This is a genomic window from Actinomadura sp. WMMB 499, from assembly GCF_008824145.1.
GTDB lineage: Bacteria > Actinomycetota > Actinomycetes > Streptosporangiales > Streptosporangiaceae > Spirillospora.
Genome location: NZ_CP044407.1, coordinates 6,744,499 through 6,760,931, shown reverse-complemented (window position 1 = coordinate 6,760,931; position 16,433 = coordinate 6,744,499). Strand labels below are relative to the sequence as shown.

The following is a 16,433-nucleotide window of genomic DNA, read 5'->3' as shown; positions in this document are numbered from 1 at the left end:
CGCTTGATCGGGCGCGGTGCGGGGGCAATTCTTGATCACGACAGTGGCGTCGAAGGAGGGGCGAGGTCCATGAGCAGAGCGCACAGAGCCGTGGCGGCCGTGGCGCTGGGCGCCGCGGCGGCGGTCCTGGTGACGGCGGCGCCGGCGGGCGCCGACGGCCGGTACACCCCCGGCGCGCCCGGGGCGGGCGACCCGTACTTCCCCGACATGGGCAACGGCGGCTACGACGCGCTGCACTACGACGTGCGGCTGGAGTACGACCCGGAGACGAAGGGGATCGAGGCCGTCACCCGGATCCGGGCGCGGGCCACGCAGAACCTGTCCCGGTTCAACCTCGACTTCCTCGGCCCGCTGAAGATCTCCTCCCTGGAGGTGGACGGACGGGACGCGTCGTTCGCGCGGACCGGCGCGCAGGAGCTCGAGATCACGCCGGACCGGGGCCTGCGGCGGCACCGCGGCTTCACGGTGACGATCGCGTACGCGGGCGTCCCGCAGACGGTGAACGACCCGGCGCTCGGCACGTCCGGGTGGATCCCGACGCCGGACGGCGCGGTGATGGTGAACCAGCCGATCGGCGCCGCGACGGTCTACCCGGTGAACGACCACCCGACCGACAAGGCGTCCTACACCTTCACCTTGACCGCGCCGGAGGGCCTGACCACGTTGTCGAACGGCGACCGGCGCGGCGCCTGGACCCGCCACGGGAAGACGACGACCCGCTGGTCGATGCCGTCGCCGATGGCGAGCGAGCTGACGATGCTCGCCATCGGGAGGTACGACGTGCTCGAGGGCCGCACGGGCCGCGGCGTCCCGAACCTGACGGCGACGGACGAGCGGCAGGGCGTCACGCCGGAGGACGCGAAGAAGTTCCACGAGCTGACCGGCGACGTCCTCGACTACCAGACGGGGATGTACGGGCGGTACCCGTTCCGGTCGACCGGCGGGATCGTCGTCAAGGGCGGCTTCGGGTACGCGCTGGAGACGCAGGGACGGCCCGTGTACGACCTGGCGCACCGGCCGGGGGCGATCCCGAGCGCCGGGCTCGTCGCGCACGAGCAGGCCCACCAGTGGTTCGGCGACTCGGTGACGCCGGAGCGCTGGGCCGACATCTGGATGAACGAGGGCCTCGCGACGTACTCCGAATGGCTGTACGCCGAGGAGTTCGACGGCAAGCCCGTGCAGGAGTCGTTCGACGAGGTGTACGCGACCCCGGCGGGCGACCGCCTGTGGACGCCGGTCGTGTCCGACCCGGGCCGCGACGACATCTACCACGGCGCCGTGTACGACCGGGGCGCGCTGGCCGTCCACATGCTGCGCCGGACGATCGGCGACCGCGACTTCTTCCGGTTCCTGAAGGCGTGGCCGTCCGTCTACGAGGGCCGCAACGCCTCCACCGAGGACTTCGTGCGGTTCGCCGAGCGGATCTCCCGCGCGGACCTCGACGCGTGGGCGAAGGCCTGGCTGTACTCGGCGGGCAAGCCCGAGCTGTGATCAGCTCAGGGTGATGGTGTAGCCCTTCCCGCGGAGGTGGCCGATCACGTCTTCGGAGTGGTCGGCGCCGCGCGTCTCCAGGTGCATGAGGACTTCGGCCTCCTCCACGTGGAGGCGCGCGGCCATCCGCTCGTGCATCACGTCCAGCACGTTGACGCCCAGTTCCGCCAGCTCGCCGAGCAGGGTCACCAGGGCGCCCGGACGGTCCTTGAGCCGGCACCGCACGACCAGGTAGCGGCCCGCGCCCGCGAGGCCGTGCCGCAGCACCTTCGACAGCAGCAGCGGGTCGATGTTGCCGCCCGACAGCAGCACCACCACCGGTGTCCGGACGGCGTAGGAGTGCTCGAGCAGCGCGGCGACCCCGGCCGCCCCCGCCGGTTCGACGACCTGCTTGGCGCGCTCGAGGCACAGCAGCAGCGCCTGCGAGATCGACTCTTCCGACACCGTGACGACCGCGTCGACCAGTTCGGTGAACAGCTCGTAGGTGAGGTCTCCGGGACGGCCGACGGCGATGCCGTCCGCCATCGTCGCCTGCGTCTCGATCCGGGTGGGGCGCCCGGCGGCCAGCGACGGCGGGAACGCCGCCGCCCGCTTCGCCTGCGCCCCCACCACCTTGACGTCCTTCTCGGTGCCCTTGATCGCCGCGGCGACGCCCGCCATCAGGCCCCCGCCGCCGACCGGCCCGACGACCGTCCGCACGTCCGGGCACTGCTCCAGGATCTCCAGCCCCATCGTGGCCTGGCCGGCGACGACGTCCCGGTGGTCGAACGGGTGGATCAGGATCGCGCCGTGCTCCTTCGCGTACACGTCCGCCGCCACCAGGCAGTCGTCCACGGTCGGGCCGGGGAAGATCACCTCGGCGCCGTAGCCGCGGGTCGCCGCGACCTTCGGCAGCGGCGCGCCCTCCGGCATGAACACGGTCGCCTTGCAGCCGAGGATCTCCGCGGCGAGCGCCACGCCCTGCGCGTGGTTGCCCGCGCTGGCCGCGACGACGCCCCGCGCCCGTTCGGCGTCGGTCAGCCGCGCGATCCGCACGAACGCTCCCCGGATCTTGAACGAGCCGGTGCGCTGCACGTTCTCGCACTTCAGCAGCACCGGGCCGCCGATCGCCTCGGACAGCGCCCGGGACCGGATCAGCGGTGTCGGGACGATCACGTCGGCCAGCAGATCGCGGGCGGCACGGACGTCGTCGAGGGTCACGGGAGCCATGTGCCGATCTTCCCACGGCCCGGCGACGGCTCCGCGCGCGTCGCGCCGCCCGCCGGGCGCGGCCGGCGGGCGGCCGCTCGGCGGCCGGTGGGCGCCGGTGCGGCGAGCAATACGGGAGGTGATTTCGGCGGGCCGGGGCGCGGACACTGAGCCGACGCCGGGGATCCCGGCGCGCATTCCGGCGGAGCAGAGGAGACGCGCAATGCCCGATCAGGTCGCCGAGATCATCGAGAGGTTGTACAAGGGCCTCGCCGCCGCGGACGTGGAGGCGGTGCTGTCGCTGTTCGATCCGCGGGTGGAGATCTTCACCCCGCCGTCGCTGCCGTGGTCGACCGGGCACTACGCGGGGCTGGAGGGCGCCGCGCAGTACTTCGGCGGCGCGCTGGAGCTGCTGGAGGAGACCGCGTTCGACGTCCAGGAGATCCGGGTGTCGGGGGACGACTGGGCCGCGGCGATCGGCGACTGGAGCGGCCGGTTCCGCGAGGGCGGCGGCGAGTTCGACGTGCGGTTCGTCCATTTCTGGACGCTCGCGGACGGCAAGGTGATCAAGGGCGAGGGGATCTCCGACACGATCGGTATCGTCCGCGCCCACGAGACCGGACGGGACGGGGCCGGCGGGTAGGGGCCGGCGGGTAGGGCCGGGACTCCAGCGGCCTTCGAGCACCGGTGGACGGCCCGGGCCCAGCATCGAAACGTACACCGCGACGACGCGCGCACCCCGGCCCGCCTCGGCGGGCCGGGGGCGGGCCGCCCCCGAGGAGACCCACCACCGTGAACATCCTGGTCACCGGAGGCGCCGGATTCATCGGGTCGCGCTACGCGCGCGGCCTGCTGGACGGCGACTTCGGGCGGGACGGCGAGGTCCGGGTGACCGTCCTGGACAAGCTCACCTACGCCGGCAACACCGCCAACCTGCCGCTGCACGACCCGCGGCTGACGTTCGTCAAGGGCGACATCCTGGACGGGCCCCTGCTGGACGGGCTGCTGCCCGGCCACGACGCCGTGGTGCATTTCGCGGCGGAGAGCCACGTCGACCGCTCCCTGCTGGGCGCGTCCGAGTTCGTCACCGCCAACGTGCTGGGCACGCAGACGCTGCTGGACGGCTGCCTGCGCGCGGGCGTCGGCCGGGTCGTGCACGTCTCGACCGACGAGGTGTACGGGTCCATCGCGGCGGGGTCGTGGACGGAGGACGCCCCGCTGCTGCCCAACTCCCCGTACGCGGCGTCCAAGGCCGGCTCCGACATGATCGCCCGCGCCTACCACCGGACGCACGGGCTGCCGGTGGTGATCACGCGCTGCTCCAACAACTACGGCCCGTACCAGTACGTCGAGAAGCTCGTCCCGCTGTTCGTCACGCGGCTGCTCACCGGCCGCGAGGTGCCGCTGTACGGGGACGGCTCGAACGTGCGGGAGTGGCTGCACGTCGACGACCACTGCCGGGCGGTGCAGCTGGTGCTGGAGCGCGGCGTGCCGGGCGAGGTCTACAACGTCGGCGGCGGCGTCGAGCTGACGAACCGGGAGCTGACCGGACGGCTGGTCGAGCTGTGCGGCGCGGACTGGAGCAGCGTGCGCCGGGTCTCCGACCGCAAGGGGCACGACCTGCGGTACTCGGTGAACAGCGACAAGATCCGCCGGGAGCTGGGGTACCGGCCTGCGGTCCCGTTCGAGGACGGGCTGGCGGAGGTCGTGCGCTGGTACCGCGACAACCGGTGGTGGTGGACGGCGCCGGCGACCGCCGGGGCGCTGCCGTAGCGAGGAGGAACGCCGTGGACGACAGATCCCTGATCCTTGACCGCACCCGCAAGCTCCACCGCGAAACGGGCGAGCGGGAGTTCGTGCCGGGGGTGACGCCGATCCTGCCCTCCGGCGCCGTCCTCGACGAGAACGACCGGGTCGCGCTGGTGGAGGCGGCGCTGGACCTGCGGATCGCCGCCGGGCCGCACGCCCGCAGGTTCGAGAGCGCGTTCGCCCGGTACTTCGGGCTCCGCAAGGCGCACCTGGTCAACTCCGGGTCGTCGGCGAACCTGCTGGCGCTGGGGTCGCTGACCTCGCCGCGGCTCGGCGACCTGCGGCTGCGGCCCGGCGACGAGGTGATCACGGTGGCGGCGGGGTTCCCCACGACCGTCAACCCGATCGTGCAGAACGGCCTCGTCCCGGTGTTCGTGGACGTGGAGCTCGGCACCTACAACACGACGCCGGAACTCGTCGAGGCGGCCGTCACGGACCGGACGCGGGCCGTCATGTTCGCGCACGCGCTCGGCAACCCGTTCGCGGCGCAGGAGATCGCCGAGCTGGCGAGCGACCGCGACCTGTTCTTCGTGGAGGACAACTGCGACGCGGTCGGCTCCACCTACAAGGGACGGTTGACCGGCACGTTCGGCGACCTGTCGACCGTGAGCATGTATCCGGCGCACCACATCACCGCCGGCGAGGGCGGCTGCGTGCTCACCTCCAACCTGGAGCTGGCGCGCGTGGTCGAGTCGCTGCGGGACTGGGGCCGGGACTGCTGGTGCGAGCCGGGTGTGGACGACACGTGCCGCAAGCGGTTCTCCTACCAGCTCGGCACGCTGCCCGAGGGCTACGACCACAAGTACACCTTCTCGCACGTCGGCTACAACCTGAAGGCGACGGACCTGCAGGGGGCGCTGGCGCTGAGCCAGCTCGGCCGGATCGAGGAGTTCGGGCGGATCCGGCGGCGGAACTGGCGGCTGCTGCGCGAGGGGCTCGACGGGGTACCGGGCCTGATCCTGCCGGAGCCCGCACCGGGCTCGGACCCGAGCTGGTTCGGCTTCGCGATCACGGTGCGGCCGGACGCGCCCTACTCGTGCGCGGAGCTGACGGCGTTCCTGGAGTCCCGCAGGATCGGGACGCGGCGGCTGTTCGGCGGCAACATCACCCGGCATCCCGCCTACCGGGACGTCGAGCACCGCGTCTCGGGCGAGCTGACGAACTGCGACATCGTCACCGAGCACACGTTCTGGATCGGCGTGTACCCGGCGATCACCGAGGAGATGGCCGGGTACATGGTCGACTCGATCGTCGAGTTCGCCGGCCGCACGCGGTGAACCGCGCGGCCCGGCCGGGCCGCGCGGTTCACCGCGTGCGGGGTCGGAGCGCCGTGGTCAGGCCGTACCGATGTCCCGATGCCGGATGCGGTGCGCCCCGGCGGCCGCCAGCAGGGCCGCGCCGCCGAGGAACGCCAGCAGCGGCACCGCGTCGACGTCTGAGCCCGGCACCTTCGGGGTGTGGGTGAACGGCGAGATGTTCAGCGCCGCCTGGCTCAGTTCCAGGGCGGCGCCGACCTGGGTGAGCAGCAGCGCCCCGACGACCAGGACCCAGGCCGCGGTCGCCAGCCGGGGCGCGAACGCCACCACGGCGAAGGCGGCCCCGGCCATCAGCAGCGCCGCCGGGATCTGCACCAGCGAGGCGCCCAGGACGCGCGGCAGCTGCCCGCCGAGGTCCCCGGCGCGCAGCCCGTGCACCAGCCCGACGAGCGCCCCGGACGCCAGCGTGATCGCCGCCGCGCCCAGCGCGGCGACGACCAGGTGCCCGGCCGCCCAGCCGCGCCGGCCGACGGCGGTGGCGAGCACCGGTTCCGCGCGCTGCTCGGCCTCCTCGGCGCGCATCCGCAGGACGGCGGCGACGGCGTAGACGGCCGCGAGCATGCCCGCGATGCTGAGCGTCCAGGCGATCCAGCTGTCGGCCAGCGCCCCGCCGGAACCGCCGAGCCGGACGATCACGTCCGCGGAGTCGTCCCCGCTCACCATGTCGGCCATCTCCACGGCGAACGCCCCGAACGCGGCGGCGAACAGCGCGATCCCGGCACCCCAGCCGAGCAGCGCGCCGCGCTGCAGCCGCCAGGCCAGGCCGAGCGCGCTGCCCAGCCAGGGGGCGGCCCGCTCGCTGCCGTGGCGCGCCGGGATCAGCCCGGCGTCCACGTCGCGGCGCCGCTGGAGGGCCGCGGCGAGGGCGACGGCCGCCATCGCGGCGGCCAGCGGCAGCGCCGCCGCCCACCAGCGCTCGCCCGCGAAGGGGCGGATCTCGAAGGCCCAGCCGAGCGGCGAGAGCCAGGACAGCACGCCGAGGCCGCTCTCCCCGTCGCCGCCGACCCGGGCCGCGTCGCCGACGGCGCGCAGCGTCAGCGCCGCCCCGAGCACCGCGGCGGCGGCCCCGGTCGCCGTCCGGGCGTGCTGGAACACCTGCGCGGTCACGGTGCCGACGCCGGTGAACACCCACCCGACGAGGGTCAGCGCGAGCCCGAACGCGACCGAGCCGGCCGCACCGAGGCCGGTCAGCGCCATCAGGGCCGCCGACACCGCCCCGATCAGCAGTCCGCCCCCGCCGACCACCACCAGCGCGGCGGCCAGTCCCGCGTGCCGGCCCACCGGCGCGGCCGCCACCAGCTCGGCGCGTCCGGTCTCCTCCTCGGTCCGGGTGTAGCGGACGGCCAGCAGCAGGCTTCCCACCGCGACGCTGAGCAGGACGATCGTGCCCGACTCGGCGACCGCGATGCCGCCGGTGGTGTCCAGCCCGTACAGCGGGCCGCTGAAGGCCGCCGCGGCGGCGCTGCCGCCGATGCTGCCGGCGTAGTCGAGCCGTTCGGCGGCCGTGTCGTAGGTCCCGGCGACGCCGGAGACCAGGGAGATGAGCAGGAACAGGGTGAGCAGCGTCCAGACCGACAGGCGGATCCGGTCGCGGCGCAGCGCCAGCCGCACCAGGGCGCCGGTTCCGGACGGCAGGACGGTGCGGCGCGCGGTCCGGGGCGCCTGCCGGTCCGCCGCCCTCCGCACCTCGGCGGGGGCGCTCACGACACGCTCTCCGCCGCGACGGCGGACGGTTCGTCGCGGTAGTGCCGCAGGAACATCTCCTCCAGCGACGGCGGCCGGCTGACGAGTTCGCGGATCCCGTACCCGGCCAGCAGCTCGATGACCGCGCCGAGCCGGTCGGCGTCGACCTGGCAGCTCACCCGCGTCCCGTCGATCTCGAGACCGTGCACCCCGGCCGTGTCGGCCAGCCCGGCGGGCGGGTGCGCCACCTCGGCGCGGATCGCGACCTGGGTCAGGTGCCGCAGGTCCGCCATCGTGCCGCTCTCCACCATCCGGCCCTCGCGGATGATGCTGATCCGGTCGCAGAGCTGCTCGACCTCGGCCAGGATGTGGCTGGCGAGCAGCACGGTCCGGCCGGCGGCGCGCTCCTCCTTGACGCAGTCCTTGAACACCTCCGCCATCAGCGGGTCGAGTCCCGAGGTGGGTTCGTCGAACAGCAGCAGTTCTACGTCGGAGGACAGCGCCGCCACCAGCGCCACCTTCTGCCGGTTGCCCTTGGAGTAGGTGCGGGCCTTCTTGCGGGTGTCCAGTTCGAACCGTTCCACCAGTTCGGCGCGGCGGTCCTCGTCGAGGCCGCCCCGCATCCGGCCGAGCATGTCGATGGTCTCGCCGCCGGTCAGGTTGGGCCACAGGTTGACGTCCCCGGGCACGTAGGCCAGGCGGCGGTGCAGTTCGGTGGCGTCCCGCCACGGGTCGCCGCCGAGCAGCCGCACCGTCCCGGCGTCGGGACGCAGCAGGCCCAGCAGGATGCGGGTGGTGGTGCTCTTGCCCGCCCCGTTGGGACCGAGGTAGCCGTGCACCTCGCCAGTGCGGACGGTGAGGTCGATGCCGTCGAGGGCGGTCGTATCACCGAATCTCTTGACCAGGCCCTCGGCCTGGAAGGCGTAGTCCATGCTCGCAGGGTGTCAGCGGCCGCTGGCAGAGCGCTGGCATGTCGCTGGCAGGCGCGCCGGGCCGCCGTCATGCCGCCGCCGGTCCGGTCCAGTCCTTCTCCAGCCGGGCTCGAGCCGCGCGGCGTACACATACGACATGATCGACCTTTTCCAGCCGCAGGTCGGCCCCGCGGAGCTGGCCGCGGTCGCCGAGGTCTTCGACAGCCGGTGGCTCGGGCACGGCCCGCGCACCGCGGCGTTCGAGGCGGCGTTCGCCGCGCACCTGGACGTCCCGTCCGACCGGGTACTGTTCCTCAACTCGGGCACCTCCGCGCTGTTCCTGGCGATCGAGCTGCTCGACCTGCGGGACGGCGACGAGGTGGTGATGCCGTCGGTCGGCTTCGTCGCCGCCGCCAACGCGGTGGTGACGTGCGGGGCGCGGCCGGTGTTCTGCGACGTGGACCCGCGCACCCTCAACCCCACCGTGGCCGACGTCGAAGTCGCGGTGACCTCGCGCACCAGGGCGGTGGTGCTGCTGCACTACGGCGGATGGCCCGGGGACGTGGCGCGGATCGCGGCGATGTGCCGCGCGCGGGGCCTCACGCTCGTCGAGGACGCGGCGTGCTCGGTGGCGTCCCGCGTGGACGGGCGGGCCTGCGGCACGTTCGGAGACCTGGCGATGTGGAGCTTCGACGCCATGAAGACCATGGTCACCGGGGACGGCGGGATGCTGTACGTGCGGGACGAGCGGACGGCGGGGCGGGCGCGCCCGCTCGCCTACCACGGGCTCGCGGCGATCAGCCAGTCCGAGCACGCGCGGACGGCCGACCGGTGGTGGGACCTGGACGTGCGGGAGCCGGGCCGGCGGGTGATCGGCAACGACCTGACCGCCGCGATCGGCCTCGTGCAGCTGGAGCGGCTGCCGGAGTTCGTGGGGCGGCGCCGGGAGATCGCCGCCGCCTACGACGCGGCGCTCGCGGGCGTCCCGGGACTGGAGACGCCGCCGGAGGTGCCGGGCGGCCACGAGTCCACGCACTACTTCTACTGGGTGCAGATGGATTCGCGGATCCGGGACCGCGTGGCCCGCGACCTCTTCGACGCCGGGATCTACACCACGTTCCGCTACGCCCCGCTGCACCGCGTCCCGCTGTACGAGGCCACCGGGGCGGCGCTGCCGGGAACCGAGGAGGCCGCCGGGCGGACGCTGTGCCTGCCGAACCATCCCGGGCTGGACGACGCCGACGTCGCCACCGTGGCGGCGGCGCTGCGCGCGGCGGTGACGGCCCGCGCCGCGGAGTCCGGGCGGGCCGCGGTCGGCGCGTGACGCCCGAACGGAGCGTGACCGAGCGGTGACCGGGCCGACAGCGCGGCAGGGGAGCGTAGGTGGTGTCCAGGCGGGACACGTCCAACGGTGACGATCCGGGGGCGGCCCGCCGCACCATGGAGGAGAGAACATCATGCGCACCACCTGGAAAGCGGCCGGCGGCGTGCTGGCCACCGCCGCCGCCGGCCTGCTCGTCATGGGGGCCGCGGCCGACGCCCGCGCCGCGGCGACCGCCAAGCCCGAACCCGCCGCCACCCACGGCACGACCTCGGTTCTCAAGGGCCACCAGACCCTGCCCGGAATGACGTCTCTGAAGGGCAAGGCCGAAGGCGAGCGCGTCGCCCTCAAGGGCTGGACCTGGGACAGCGTCTGGCACAACCGCATGGCCTGGGGCGCCAACGTGCGCATCTACTCGGGCCAGTACGGCGCCTACACCCAGTGCAGTGACGGCAGCACGCGCTACGGCCCGAAGCAGGGCCCCGGGTACTGGCAGTTCGGCGGGAACTGCTACGGCGCCGGTCACCTGACGGGCTACGGCGTCTTCGGCAGCGGCTGACCATGGGGCCCGCCACCGCGGGCGGGCCCGAGCGGCGGCCCGGGGCCGGCCGGCGGCGGAGCGAAGCGGCCTCCGCCGGCCGCCCCCGGGCCGTCCGTCTCGCGCGCGTCGCGTCACGGTCGGACGGCCCCTCCCCGGCCCGCCGCCGCCCACCGGCGGACCTCGTCGGCAACGCCGAGCGCCAGTGCCAGGCCGTCCTCGGCGTCCGCACCGCTCTGCCAGGCTTCGGCGAACGCCCGGGGCGCCACGTGCTCGCGCACCCGGTTCTCGGCGCGGGTGTGCTGGACGTGGAGGGGTTTGAGGCCGGCGAGGGCGGCGCCGGTCACCCGGCGCCGGCGGTGTGCGGCTCCCAGCAGCCGGGCGGCGTGATCGTGGTGCCCGAGGGCGCTCACCGCCCAGGCGAGCGTTTCCATGCCCCATGCCGGGCCCCAGCGGTCGTCCATGGCACGTTGCCGGACGAGGGAGTCGCAGAGCGGCGTGAGGGCGCCGGCGGGGTCGCCGTGCAGGAGTCCCGTGAGGCCCGTGCACCACTGGGCCCAGGTGCGCGCCCACTCGGCTCCGGAGGCGTCGGCCTCGGCGACGTAGGCGTCGCAGGCGGGCACGGCGATGCTCCGGCGCCCCAGCAGCGCGGCCGCCATCGCCCAGAACATCGTGGCCATATGGGCGTCTCCGATGTGCCCCGCGGCGCGCAGACCGTCCCGCGCCAGGGCCAGCCGCTCGATGCATCCGGGGTCACCGTGCGCCAAGAACGCGTGGACGCCTTCGACGTACGCCACGGGCGGAGCCTGCGCGCACGGGTCATGGGCCCGGCATTCGTCCATGAACGTTTCGGCGGCCGCCCGGTCCCCCTGGATGCACGCGAGGAAGGTCTTCATCGCCGTCACGGTGATCGTCGCCTCGGGGTCGCCGGGACCGAGGGCGGCGGAGTGGCCGGTGAGCCAGTGGCGCCCTTCCCCGAGAGTTCCGCTGAAGAACCAGGAGCGGGTGCGCGTGAGATCGGCGGCGATGCCGGCACCGGTCCGCGCCCGGTCCGCGCGGGTAAGGCAGAACGTCAGGGCGGCGCGGAAGTTGGGCAGCTCCGTACGCAGCCGGTCCAGCCATTCGGTTTCCCTCGGGCTGCACCAGTCCGTCGCGGCGCCCCTGGCCAGGGCGTGGTAGTGGTCGCTGTGGCGGATGCGGTACTCGGCGGCGTTCCCGTCGGCCCGGAGACGGTCCAGCCCGTACTGGCGGATGGTCTCCAGCAGCCGGTAGCGGGCGGCGCGGCCGGTGCCGTCGACCATCACGACGGACTTGTGGACGAGCCCGGTGACCAGGTCCAGCACGTCGGCCGCGTCGAGGCCGTCGCCCGCGCACACCGCCTCGGCCGCCTTGAAGTCGAAGCTGCCGGCGAAGACCGACAGCCGTGCCCACAGCAGGCGTTCCCCGGGCGTGCACAGGTTGTAGCTCAAGTCCATCACGCCGCGCAGCGTCCGCCGATGGCGGTCCGCGGCGGGGACCCGGGGTGGGGCCAGGACCCGGAAGCGGTCCTCCAGCCGTTCCAGGATCTCCTCGACGGTGAGCGAGGCCAGGCGGACCGCCGCCAGCTCGATGGCCAGCGGGATCCCGTCCAGACGCCGGCAGAGTTCGGCGGCCGGACCGCCGTCCCGCAGGGGGGCGGCGCAGGCCGCGGCCCGGTCGCTCAGCAGCCGGACGGCCTCGCACGCGCCCCCGCCGCCGTCGTCCCGGAGGGTCAGGCCGGGCACGAGGAGCACGTGCTCGCCCGGGACGCCGAGCCGCTCGCGGCTGGTGGCCAGCACGCGCAGCTCCCCCGCCGCGCGCAGCAGCCGCTGGACGAGCGGCGCCACGGCGTCCACCAGGTGCTCGCAGTTGTCGAGCACGAGCAGCAGGCGCCGGTCGCGCACGTGGTCGGCCAGCGCGTCCATCGCGGAGCGCACGGACTGGTCGCGCAGGCCCAGCGCTTCGGCGACGGCACGTGCCACCAGCGTCGAGTCGGTCAGTGCGGCGAGGTCGACCAGCCACGCCCCCTCGGGGAAGGAGGACCGCACCTGCCCGGCGGCGCGCAGCGCCAGCCGGGTCTTGCCGACTCCCCCCACCCCGGTCAGCGTGACCAGGCGCGCCGCGCGCAGCAGGCGCCGCGCCTCGGCCAGTTCCTTCTCCCTGCCGATGAAGGACGTGGCTTCGGCGGGCAGGTTCCCGGCGACCGGGGATCCGCGGCGCACCGCCGCGAACTCCGGGGCGGGTTCCGGCGCGAGTTCCGGGGCGAGTTCCGGGGCGCAGGTCAGGATCCGCCGGTGCAGCGTCCGGAGTTCGTCGCCCGGATCGATCCCGAGCTCGTCGGCGAGCAGGCGGGCGATCTCCCGGTACCGCTCCAGCGCCTCCCCCTGCCGGCCGCACCGGTAGAGGGCCAGCATCTGCTGGGACCAGAAGCGCTCCCGCAACGGGTGCCGTTCGGTCAGCCGCCGCAACTCCGGGAGCACGTCGGCGGGACGTCCGCAGCGCATGACCGCCTCGATCCACAGCTCCTGCGCGGCGAGGCGCTGCTCGCACAGCGCCGGGACGACGTCCTGGAAACGCTCCGTGGGCAGGTCGGCCAGGGGCTCGCCCCGCCACAGTCCGAGCGCCTCGCCGAGCAGCGCCGCCGCACGTTCGGCGTTCCCCGACGACGACGCGGTGCTCCCCTGCCGTACGAGGGAGTCGAACCGGCACGCGTCCACAGCGTCCGGCTCCGCATCGGCCACGTAGCCGCGCCGGTCGGTCACCACGACGTCCGGTCCCAGGGTGCGGCGGAGCCGCAGGACGTGGTTCTGGACGGCGTTCCGCGCGCCCCGCGGCGGATCCTCGCCCCACAGCCTGCACACCAGGGCGTCCACCGGCACGACCCGGCCGACGTCGATGAGCAGCGCCCCCAGCAGGCTGCGCTGCCGACCGGACCGGATCGGCACGGGCACGCCGTCGCGCGCGACGCTGAGGGGCCCCAGGATTCCGAACTCGTACCGGACGCTCACAGTCCAATTATATGACTATGCGTTATCAAATAAATACTCTGCGCTTCCGGAGGTCGGCGCGCCGCCCGGTCAGTCGAGGGAGCGCAGGAAGTCCAGCATCGCGGCGTTGACCTCCTCGGGGCGCTCCTGCTGCGTCCAGTGGCCGCAGCCGGGCAGCAGGACGGTGCCGCGCAGGTTCGGCACCGACTCCGTGGAGATCATCTCGTCGGGCAGCATCCCGAGGGTCATGTCCCGGTCGCCGACGATGTACAGGGCGGGCGGCAGGACCGGCGCGTCGTGCCAGGGCGCGGTCAGCTCCCAGTTGCGGTCCAGGTTGCGGTACCAGTTGAGCCCGCCGGTGAAGCCCGCCTCCGCGTATTCGGTGACGTAGACGTCGATGTCCTCCTCGGTGAGCCAGCCGGGGAGCTTGTCGGGCAGCGGGCAGATGTCCAGGAAGCCGGACCCTTCCGGCACGTTCAGCGACGCGCCCTGCGGGCCGTCGCCGGACGGCGCGTACAGCATGCGGCGGAACGTGTCGTACAGGTCGCGGGACAGTTCGGCGTCGGCGACGCCGGGCTTCTGGAAGTGGAGCATGTAGTAGCCCTCCCCCAGTCCCACCCGCATCAGCGGCGTCGGCGGCATCGCGGCCCGCGGCAGGTGGGGGATGCTCAGCCCGATCACGCCGCGGATCCGGTCGGGCCGCAGCTGGGCGGTCTGCCAGGCGACGCCGCCGCCCCAGTCGTGCCCGGCGATGACGGCACGTTCCTCGCCGAGGGCGTTCAGCAGCCCGATCACGTCCCCGACGAGGTTCATGATCGTGTAGTCCTCGACCCGGCGGGGCCGGTCGCTGCGCGCGTAGCCGCGCTGGTCGAACGCGACCGCCCGGTAGCCGGCCGCGGCCAGCGCGGTGAGCTGGTGCCGCCACGAGTACCAGCATTCCGGGAAACCGTGGATCAGCAGGACCAGCGGCCCGGTGCCGGCCTCGGCGTAGTGCAGCCGGATGCCGTTGACCCTGACGACCCGGTGGACGATCTCCTCCACGACTGCCTCCTGTCTCCGCGGCCGGACGGGCCCGCGGCCTGGACGTGCGATGAGCTGGGGGCGGACGGACGGGCGCGGCCGGGCGGGCCGGCGGTCAGTCGCGGACCCCGACGAGCAGTCCGTGGCCGTTCGGGCCGCCCTCGATGAACTCGGTGCGCAGCCCGGCCCGGGTGAACGCGCCGAGGTACTCCTCCTCGGTGAACAGCGAGCAGATCTCGTGCTCGGTGAAGTCGCGGATGCCGTCCGCGTCGGCGACGGTGAACCGCACGGTCATGTGGCAGGCGCGCCCCTTCCGGACCGAGTGCGACACCCGGCTGATGACGCGGCCGTCCTGGTGGGCGACGCTGCCGGCGACGTAGCCGTCCAGGAACCGGTCGGCGAACCACCAGGGTTCGACGACCGCGACGCCGCCGGGGTTCAGGTGGTGCGCCATCCGGGCCGCGGCGGCGTCCAGCTCCGCCACCGAGGCCATGTAGCCGATGCTGTAGCACAGGCAGGTCACCGCGTCGAAGGTGCGGCCGAGGTCGAAGTCGCGCATGTCGCCGTCGTGCACGGGCGTCCCGCCGAGCCGGCGGCGGGCGCGGTCGCGCATCGCGGGCGAGATCTCCACCCCGGCGACCTCGGCGAACCGCTCGGCGAACCGTTCCAGATGCACGCCGGTGCCGCAGGCGACGTCCAGCAGCGACCGCGCTTGCGGGAAGCGTTCCAGGATGAGGGCCGTCAGCTCGTCGGCCTCGCCGGTCCAGTTCCGGCCGCGGGCGGAGCTGACCGCCTCGTAGACGTCGGCGTGCTCGGGGCTGTACTGCGTCGCGGTCATCGCGGCGACCTCCCTTTCCGAAGGAGCGGGGGACGGGGGACGGACGTCACGCGGCGCGCACCGGGAAGCGCAGGACGCCCCCGGTGACGGGCGCCCGCAGCCGGCGCGGCGGCGGTGCCGCGGTCAGTCCGGGCGCCCGCGCGGCGATCGTCTCGACGGCGGCGGCGGCGAACGCGCGGGCCCAGGGCTCGGCGACGGCGGTGCACAGGTCGTCGCGCCGGGGCGCGGGCTCCGCGTCCGGTGCGGTGGGCCCGGACGGGGCGGGTTCGGGGGGCGCGGCGAGCACGACCACCTGCCCGTCCGCCGCCACCGCTTCCCCGGCGAGGTCCAGGTCCCGCTGGGCGATGAGGCTGTGCATCCGGACGGGGACGGCGTGCCGGGCGACCGCGGCCGCCGCGCGGGCGGGGTCGTCGCGCAGCGCCGCCCACGCGTCGCGGGAGGCGAGCAGCGCGGCGAGCGTGTCGCACACCAGGTTGACCGCGAGGTCGACGCCGACCGCCGCGAGCAGCACCGCGACCGTCACCGCGTCGTCGTCGGCCGCACCCGCGCGCAGCACGGCGCCCAGCAGGTCGTCTCCGGGGGCGGCGCGGCGCTCCGGGACCAGGCCGGTGACGAGGTCGCGGACCTCCCGCAGCGCCTCGACCAGGTCCCTGGCCTCCCGGTAGCGGGGCGGGCACAGGGTGGCGTCCAGGGTGCCGGCGAGGCGCGGGACGGACGCGGCGAACCGTCCGTGCGCTCCGGCGGGCAGGTCGCACAGCCGCGACAGCGCGGTGACCGCCGCCGGGACGGCGATGTCGGCGCGCAGGTCGAAGCCGTCCGCGGCACCGTGCTCGTCGAGGCGCGCCTCGACGATCCGGCGCGTCCGGTCGTGGTGCTCCTTCGCGGCGGGCTCGCCGGCCGCCGGCTCCGCCGCGGCGGCGAGGCGGCGGTAGTCGTCGCGGGTGAGGTTCAGGCCGGCGGTCTCCAGCGGCAGGACGTGGCACAGCCGCTGCATCCACGCCGCGTCCGACACCGGATGCCCCTGGTTCGGCACCGGCACGGGACCGGGGGCGCCGTGCGGGTAGTCCAGCCGCGGGTCGGCGAGGATCTCCGCCCCCAGCGCGGGGTCGGCCGTCACCCAGGCGCCGGTCGCGCTGCGGTACAGCCTCCCCTCCTCGCGCACCCGCCGGTGGAGCGCCGCGGTGTCCTCGCCGTCCGCGCGCAGCAGCAGCGCGTAGGGGTCGCCCTTGGCCCCGAAGACGTACTGCAGCCCGCGCTTCATCCGCAGGTGCCTGCCGAGCTCGCGCTCGGTCCAGTCATCGATCATGTGCGGT

General features: G+C 74.3%; 13 protein-coding genes. 6 read left to right on the top strand and 7 right to left on the bottom strand.

What is annotated here, in order from left to right:
- Positions 1-69 precede the first annotated feature (69 nt).
- Positions 70-1,491 carry a M1 family metallopeptidase gene (locus F7P10_RS30435; protein ID WP_151014515.1) on the top strand — a complete coding sequence of 474 codons (1,422 nt, stop codon included), beginning with the start codon at positions 70-72 and terminating at the stop codon, positions 1,489-1,491.
- Here the strand turns inward: F7P10_RS30435 and ilvA are convergent, their stop codons facing one another.
- Positions 1,492-2,700: a threonine ammonia-lyase gene (gene ilvA, locus F7P10_RS30430; RefSeq protein ID WP_151014513.1), complete on the bottom strand. Its 1,209-nt coding sequence runs from the start codon at positions 2,698-2,700 to the stop codon at positions 1,492-1,494. It lies immediately after the preceding gene.
- A gap of 202 nt (positions 2,701-2,902) precedes the next feature.
- Here ilvA and F7P10_RS30425 point away from each other — a divergent pair, with 202 nt between their 5' ends.
- The 3 genes from F7P10_RS30425 to rfbH all read left to right on the top strand — a co-directional run bounded on the left by F7P10_RS30425 (position 2,903) and on the right by rfbH (position 5,765).
- Positions 2,903-3,322 carry a nuclear transport factor 2 family protein gene (locus F7P10_RS30425; protein WP_176611721.1) on the top strand — a complete coding sequence of 140 codons (420 nt, stop codon included), beginning with the start codon at positions 2,903-2,905 and terminating at the stop codon, positions 3,320-3,322.
- Between the two features lie 149 nt (positions 3,323-3,471).
- Positions 3,472-4,452 carry a dTDP-glucose 4,6-dehydratase gene (rfbB, locus tag F7P10_RS30420; RefSeq protein ID WP_151014509.1) on the top strand — a complete coding sequence of 327 codons (981 nt, stop codon included), beginning with the start codon at positions 3,472-3,474 and terminating at the stop codon, positions 4,450-4,452.
- A 14-nt stretch (positions 4,453-4,466) separates the two neighbouring features.
- Positions 4,467-5,765, top strand: a complete 1,299-nt coding sequence (gene rfbH, locus F7P10_RS30415; RefSeq protein ID WP_151014507.1) for a lipopolysaccharide biosynthesis protein RfbH — start codon at positions 4,467-4,469, stop codon at positions 5,763-5,765.
- Between the two features lie 57 nt (positions 5,766-5,822).
- On the opposite strand, the gene F7P10_RS30410 is transcribed toward rfbH, so the two are convergent.
- Both F7P10_RS30410 and F7P10_RS30405 read right to left on the bottom strand, forming a co-directional pair.
- Positions 5,823-7,508 (bottom strand): ABC transporter permease, encoded by a 1,686-nt coding sequence (locus F7P10_RS30410; RefSeq protein ID WP_151014506.1) that lies wholly within the window; start codon positions 7,506-7,508, stop codon positions 5,823-5,825.
- A complete protein-coding gene (locus tag F7P10_RS30405; protein ID WP_151014504.1) occupies positions 7,505-8,419 on the bottom strand; it encodes an ABC transporter ATP-binding protein in 915 nt (304 codons plus the stop codon). Before F7P10_RS30405 ends, F7P10_RS30410 begins: the two co-directional genes overlap by 4 nt.
- Before the next feature lie 136 nt (positions 8,420-8,555).
- Here F7P10_RS30405 and F7P10_RS30400 point away from each other — a divergent pair, with 136 nt between their 5' ends.
- Positions 8,556-9,722 carry a DegT/DnrJ/EryC1/StrS aminotransferase family protein gene (locus tag F7P10_RS30400; RefSeq protein ID WP_151014502.1) on the top strand — a complete coding sequence of 389 codons (1,167 nt, stop codon included), beginning with the start codon at positions 8,556-8,558 and terminating at the stop codon, positions 9,720-9,722.
- Positions 9,723-9,855: 133 nt separating this feature from the next.
- On the top strand, positions 9,856-10,278 hold the full coding sequence (locus F7P10_RS42770; protein WP_176611720.1) for a hypothetical protein: 423 nt from the start codon (positions 9,856-9,858) through the stop codon (positions 10,276-10,278).
- Between the two features lie 113 nt (positions 10,279-10,391).
- Here F7P10_RS42770 and F7P10_RS30385 read toward each other — a convergent pair whose 3' ends face one another.
- The 4 genes from F7P10_RS30385 to F7P10_RS30370 form a co-directional block, all read right to left on the bottom strand.
- A complete protein-coding gene (locus F7P10_RS30385; RefSeq protein WP_151014497.1) occupies positions 10,392-13,283 on the bottom strand; it encodes a BTAD domain-containing putative transcriptional regulator in 2,892 nt (963 codons plus the stop codon).
- A gap of 69 nt (positions 13,284-13,352) precedes the next feature.
- Positions 13,353-14,303, bottom strand: coding sequence for an alpha/beta fold hydrolase (locus tag F7P10_RS30380; RefSeq protein ID WP_151014495.1), 951 nt, complete (start codon positions 14,301-14,303; stop codon positions 13,353-13,355).
- A 94-nt stretch (positions 14,304-14,397) separates the two neighbouring features.
- Positions 14,398-15,120, bottom strand: a complete 723-nt coding sequence (locus tag F7P10_RS30375; RefSeq protein ID WP_151014493.1) for a trans-aconitate 2-methyltransferase — start codon at positions 15,118-15,120, stop codon at positions 14,398-14,400.
- A 46-nt stretch (positions 15,121-15,166) separates the two neighbouring features.
- A complete protein-coding gene (locus F7P10_RS30370; protein WP_151014491.1) occupies positions 15,167-16,426 on the bottom strand; it encodes a hypothetical protein in 1,260 nt (419 codons plus the stop codon).
- Positions 16,427-16,433 lie beyond the last annotated feature (7 nt).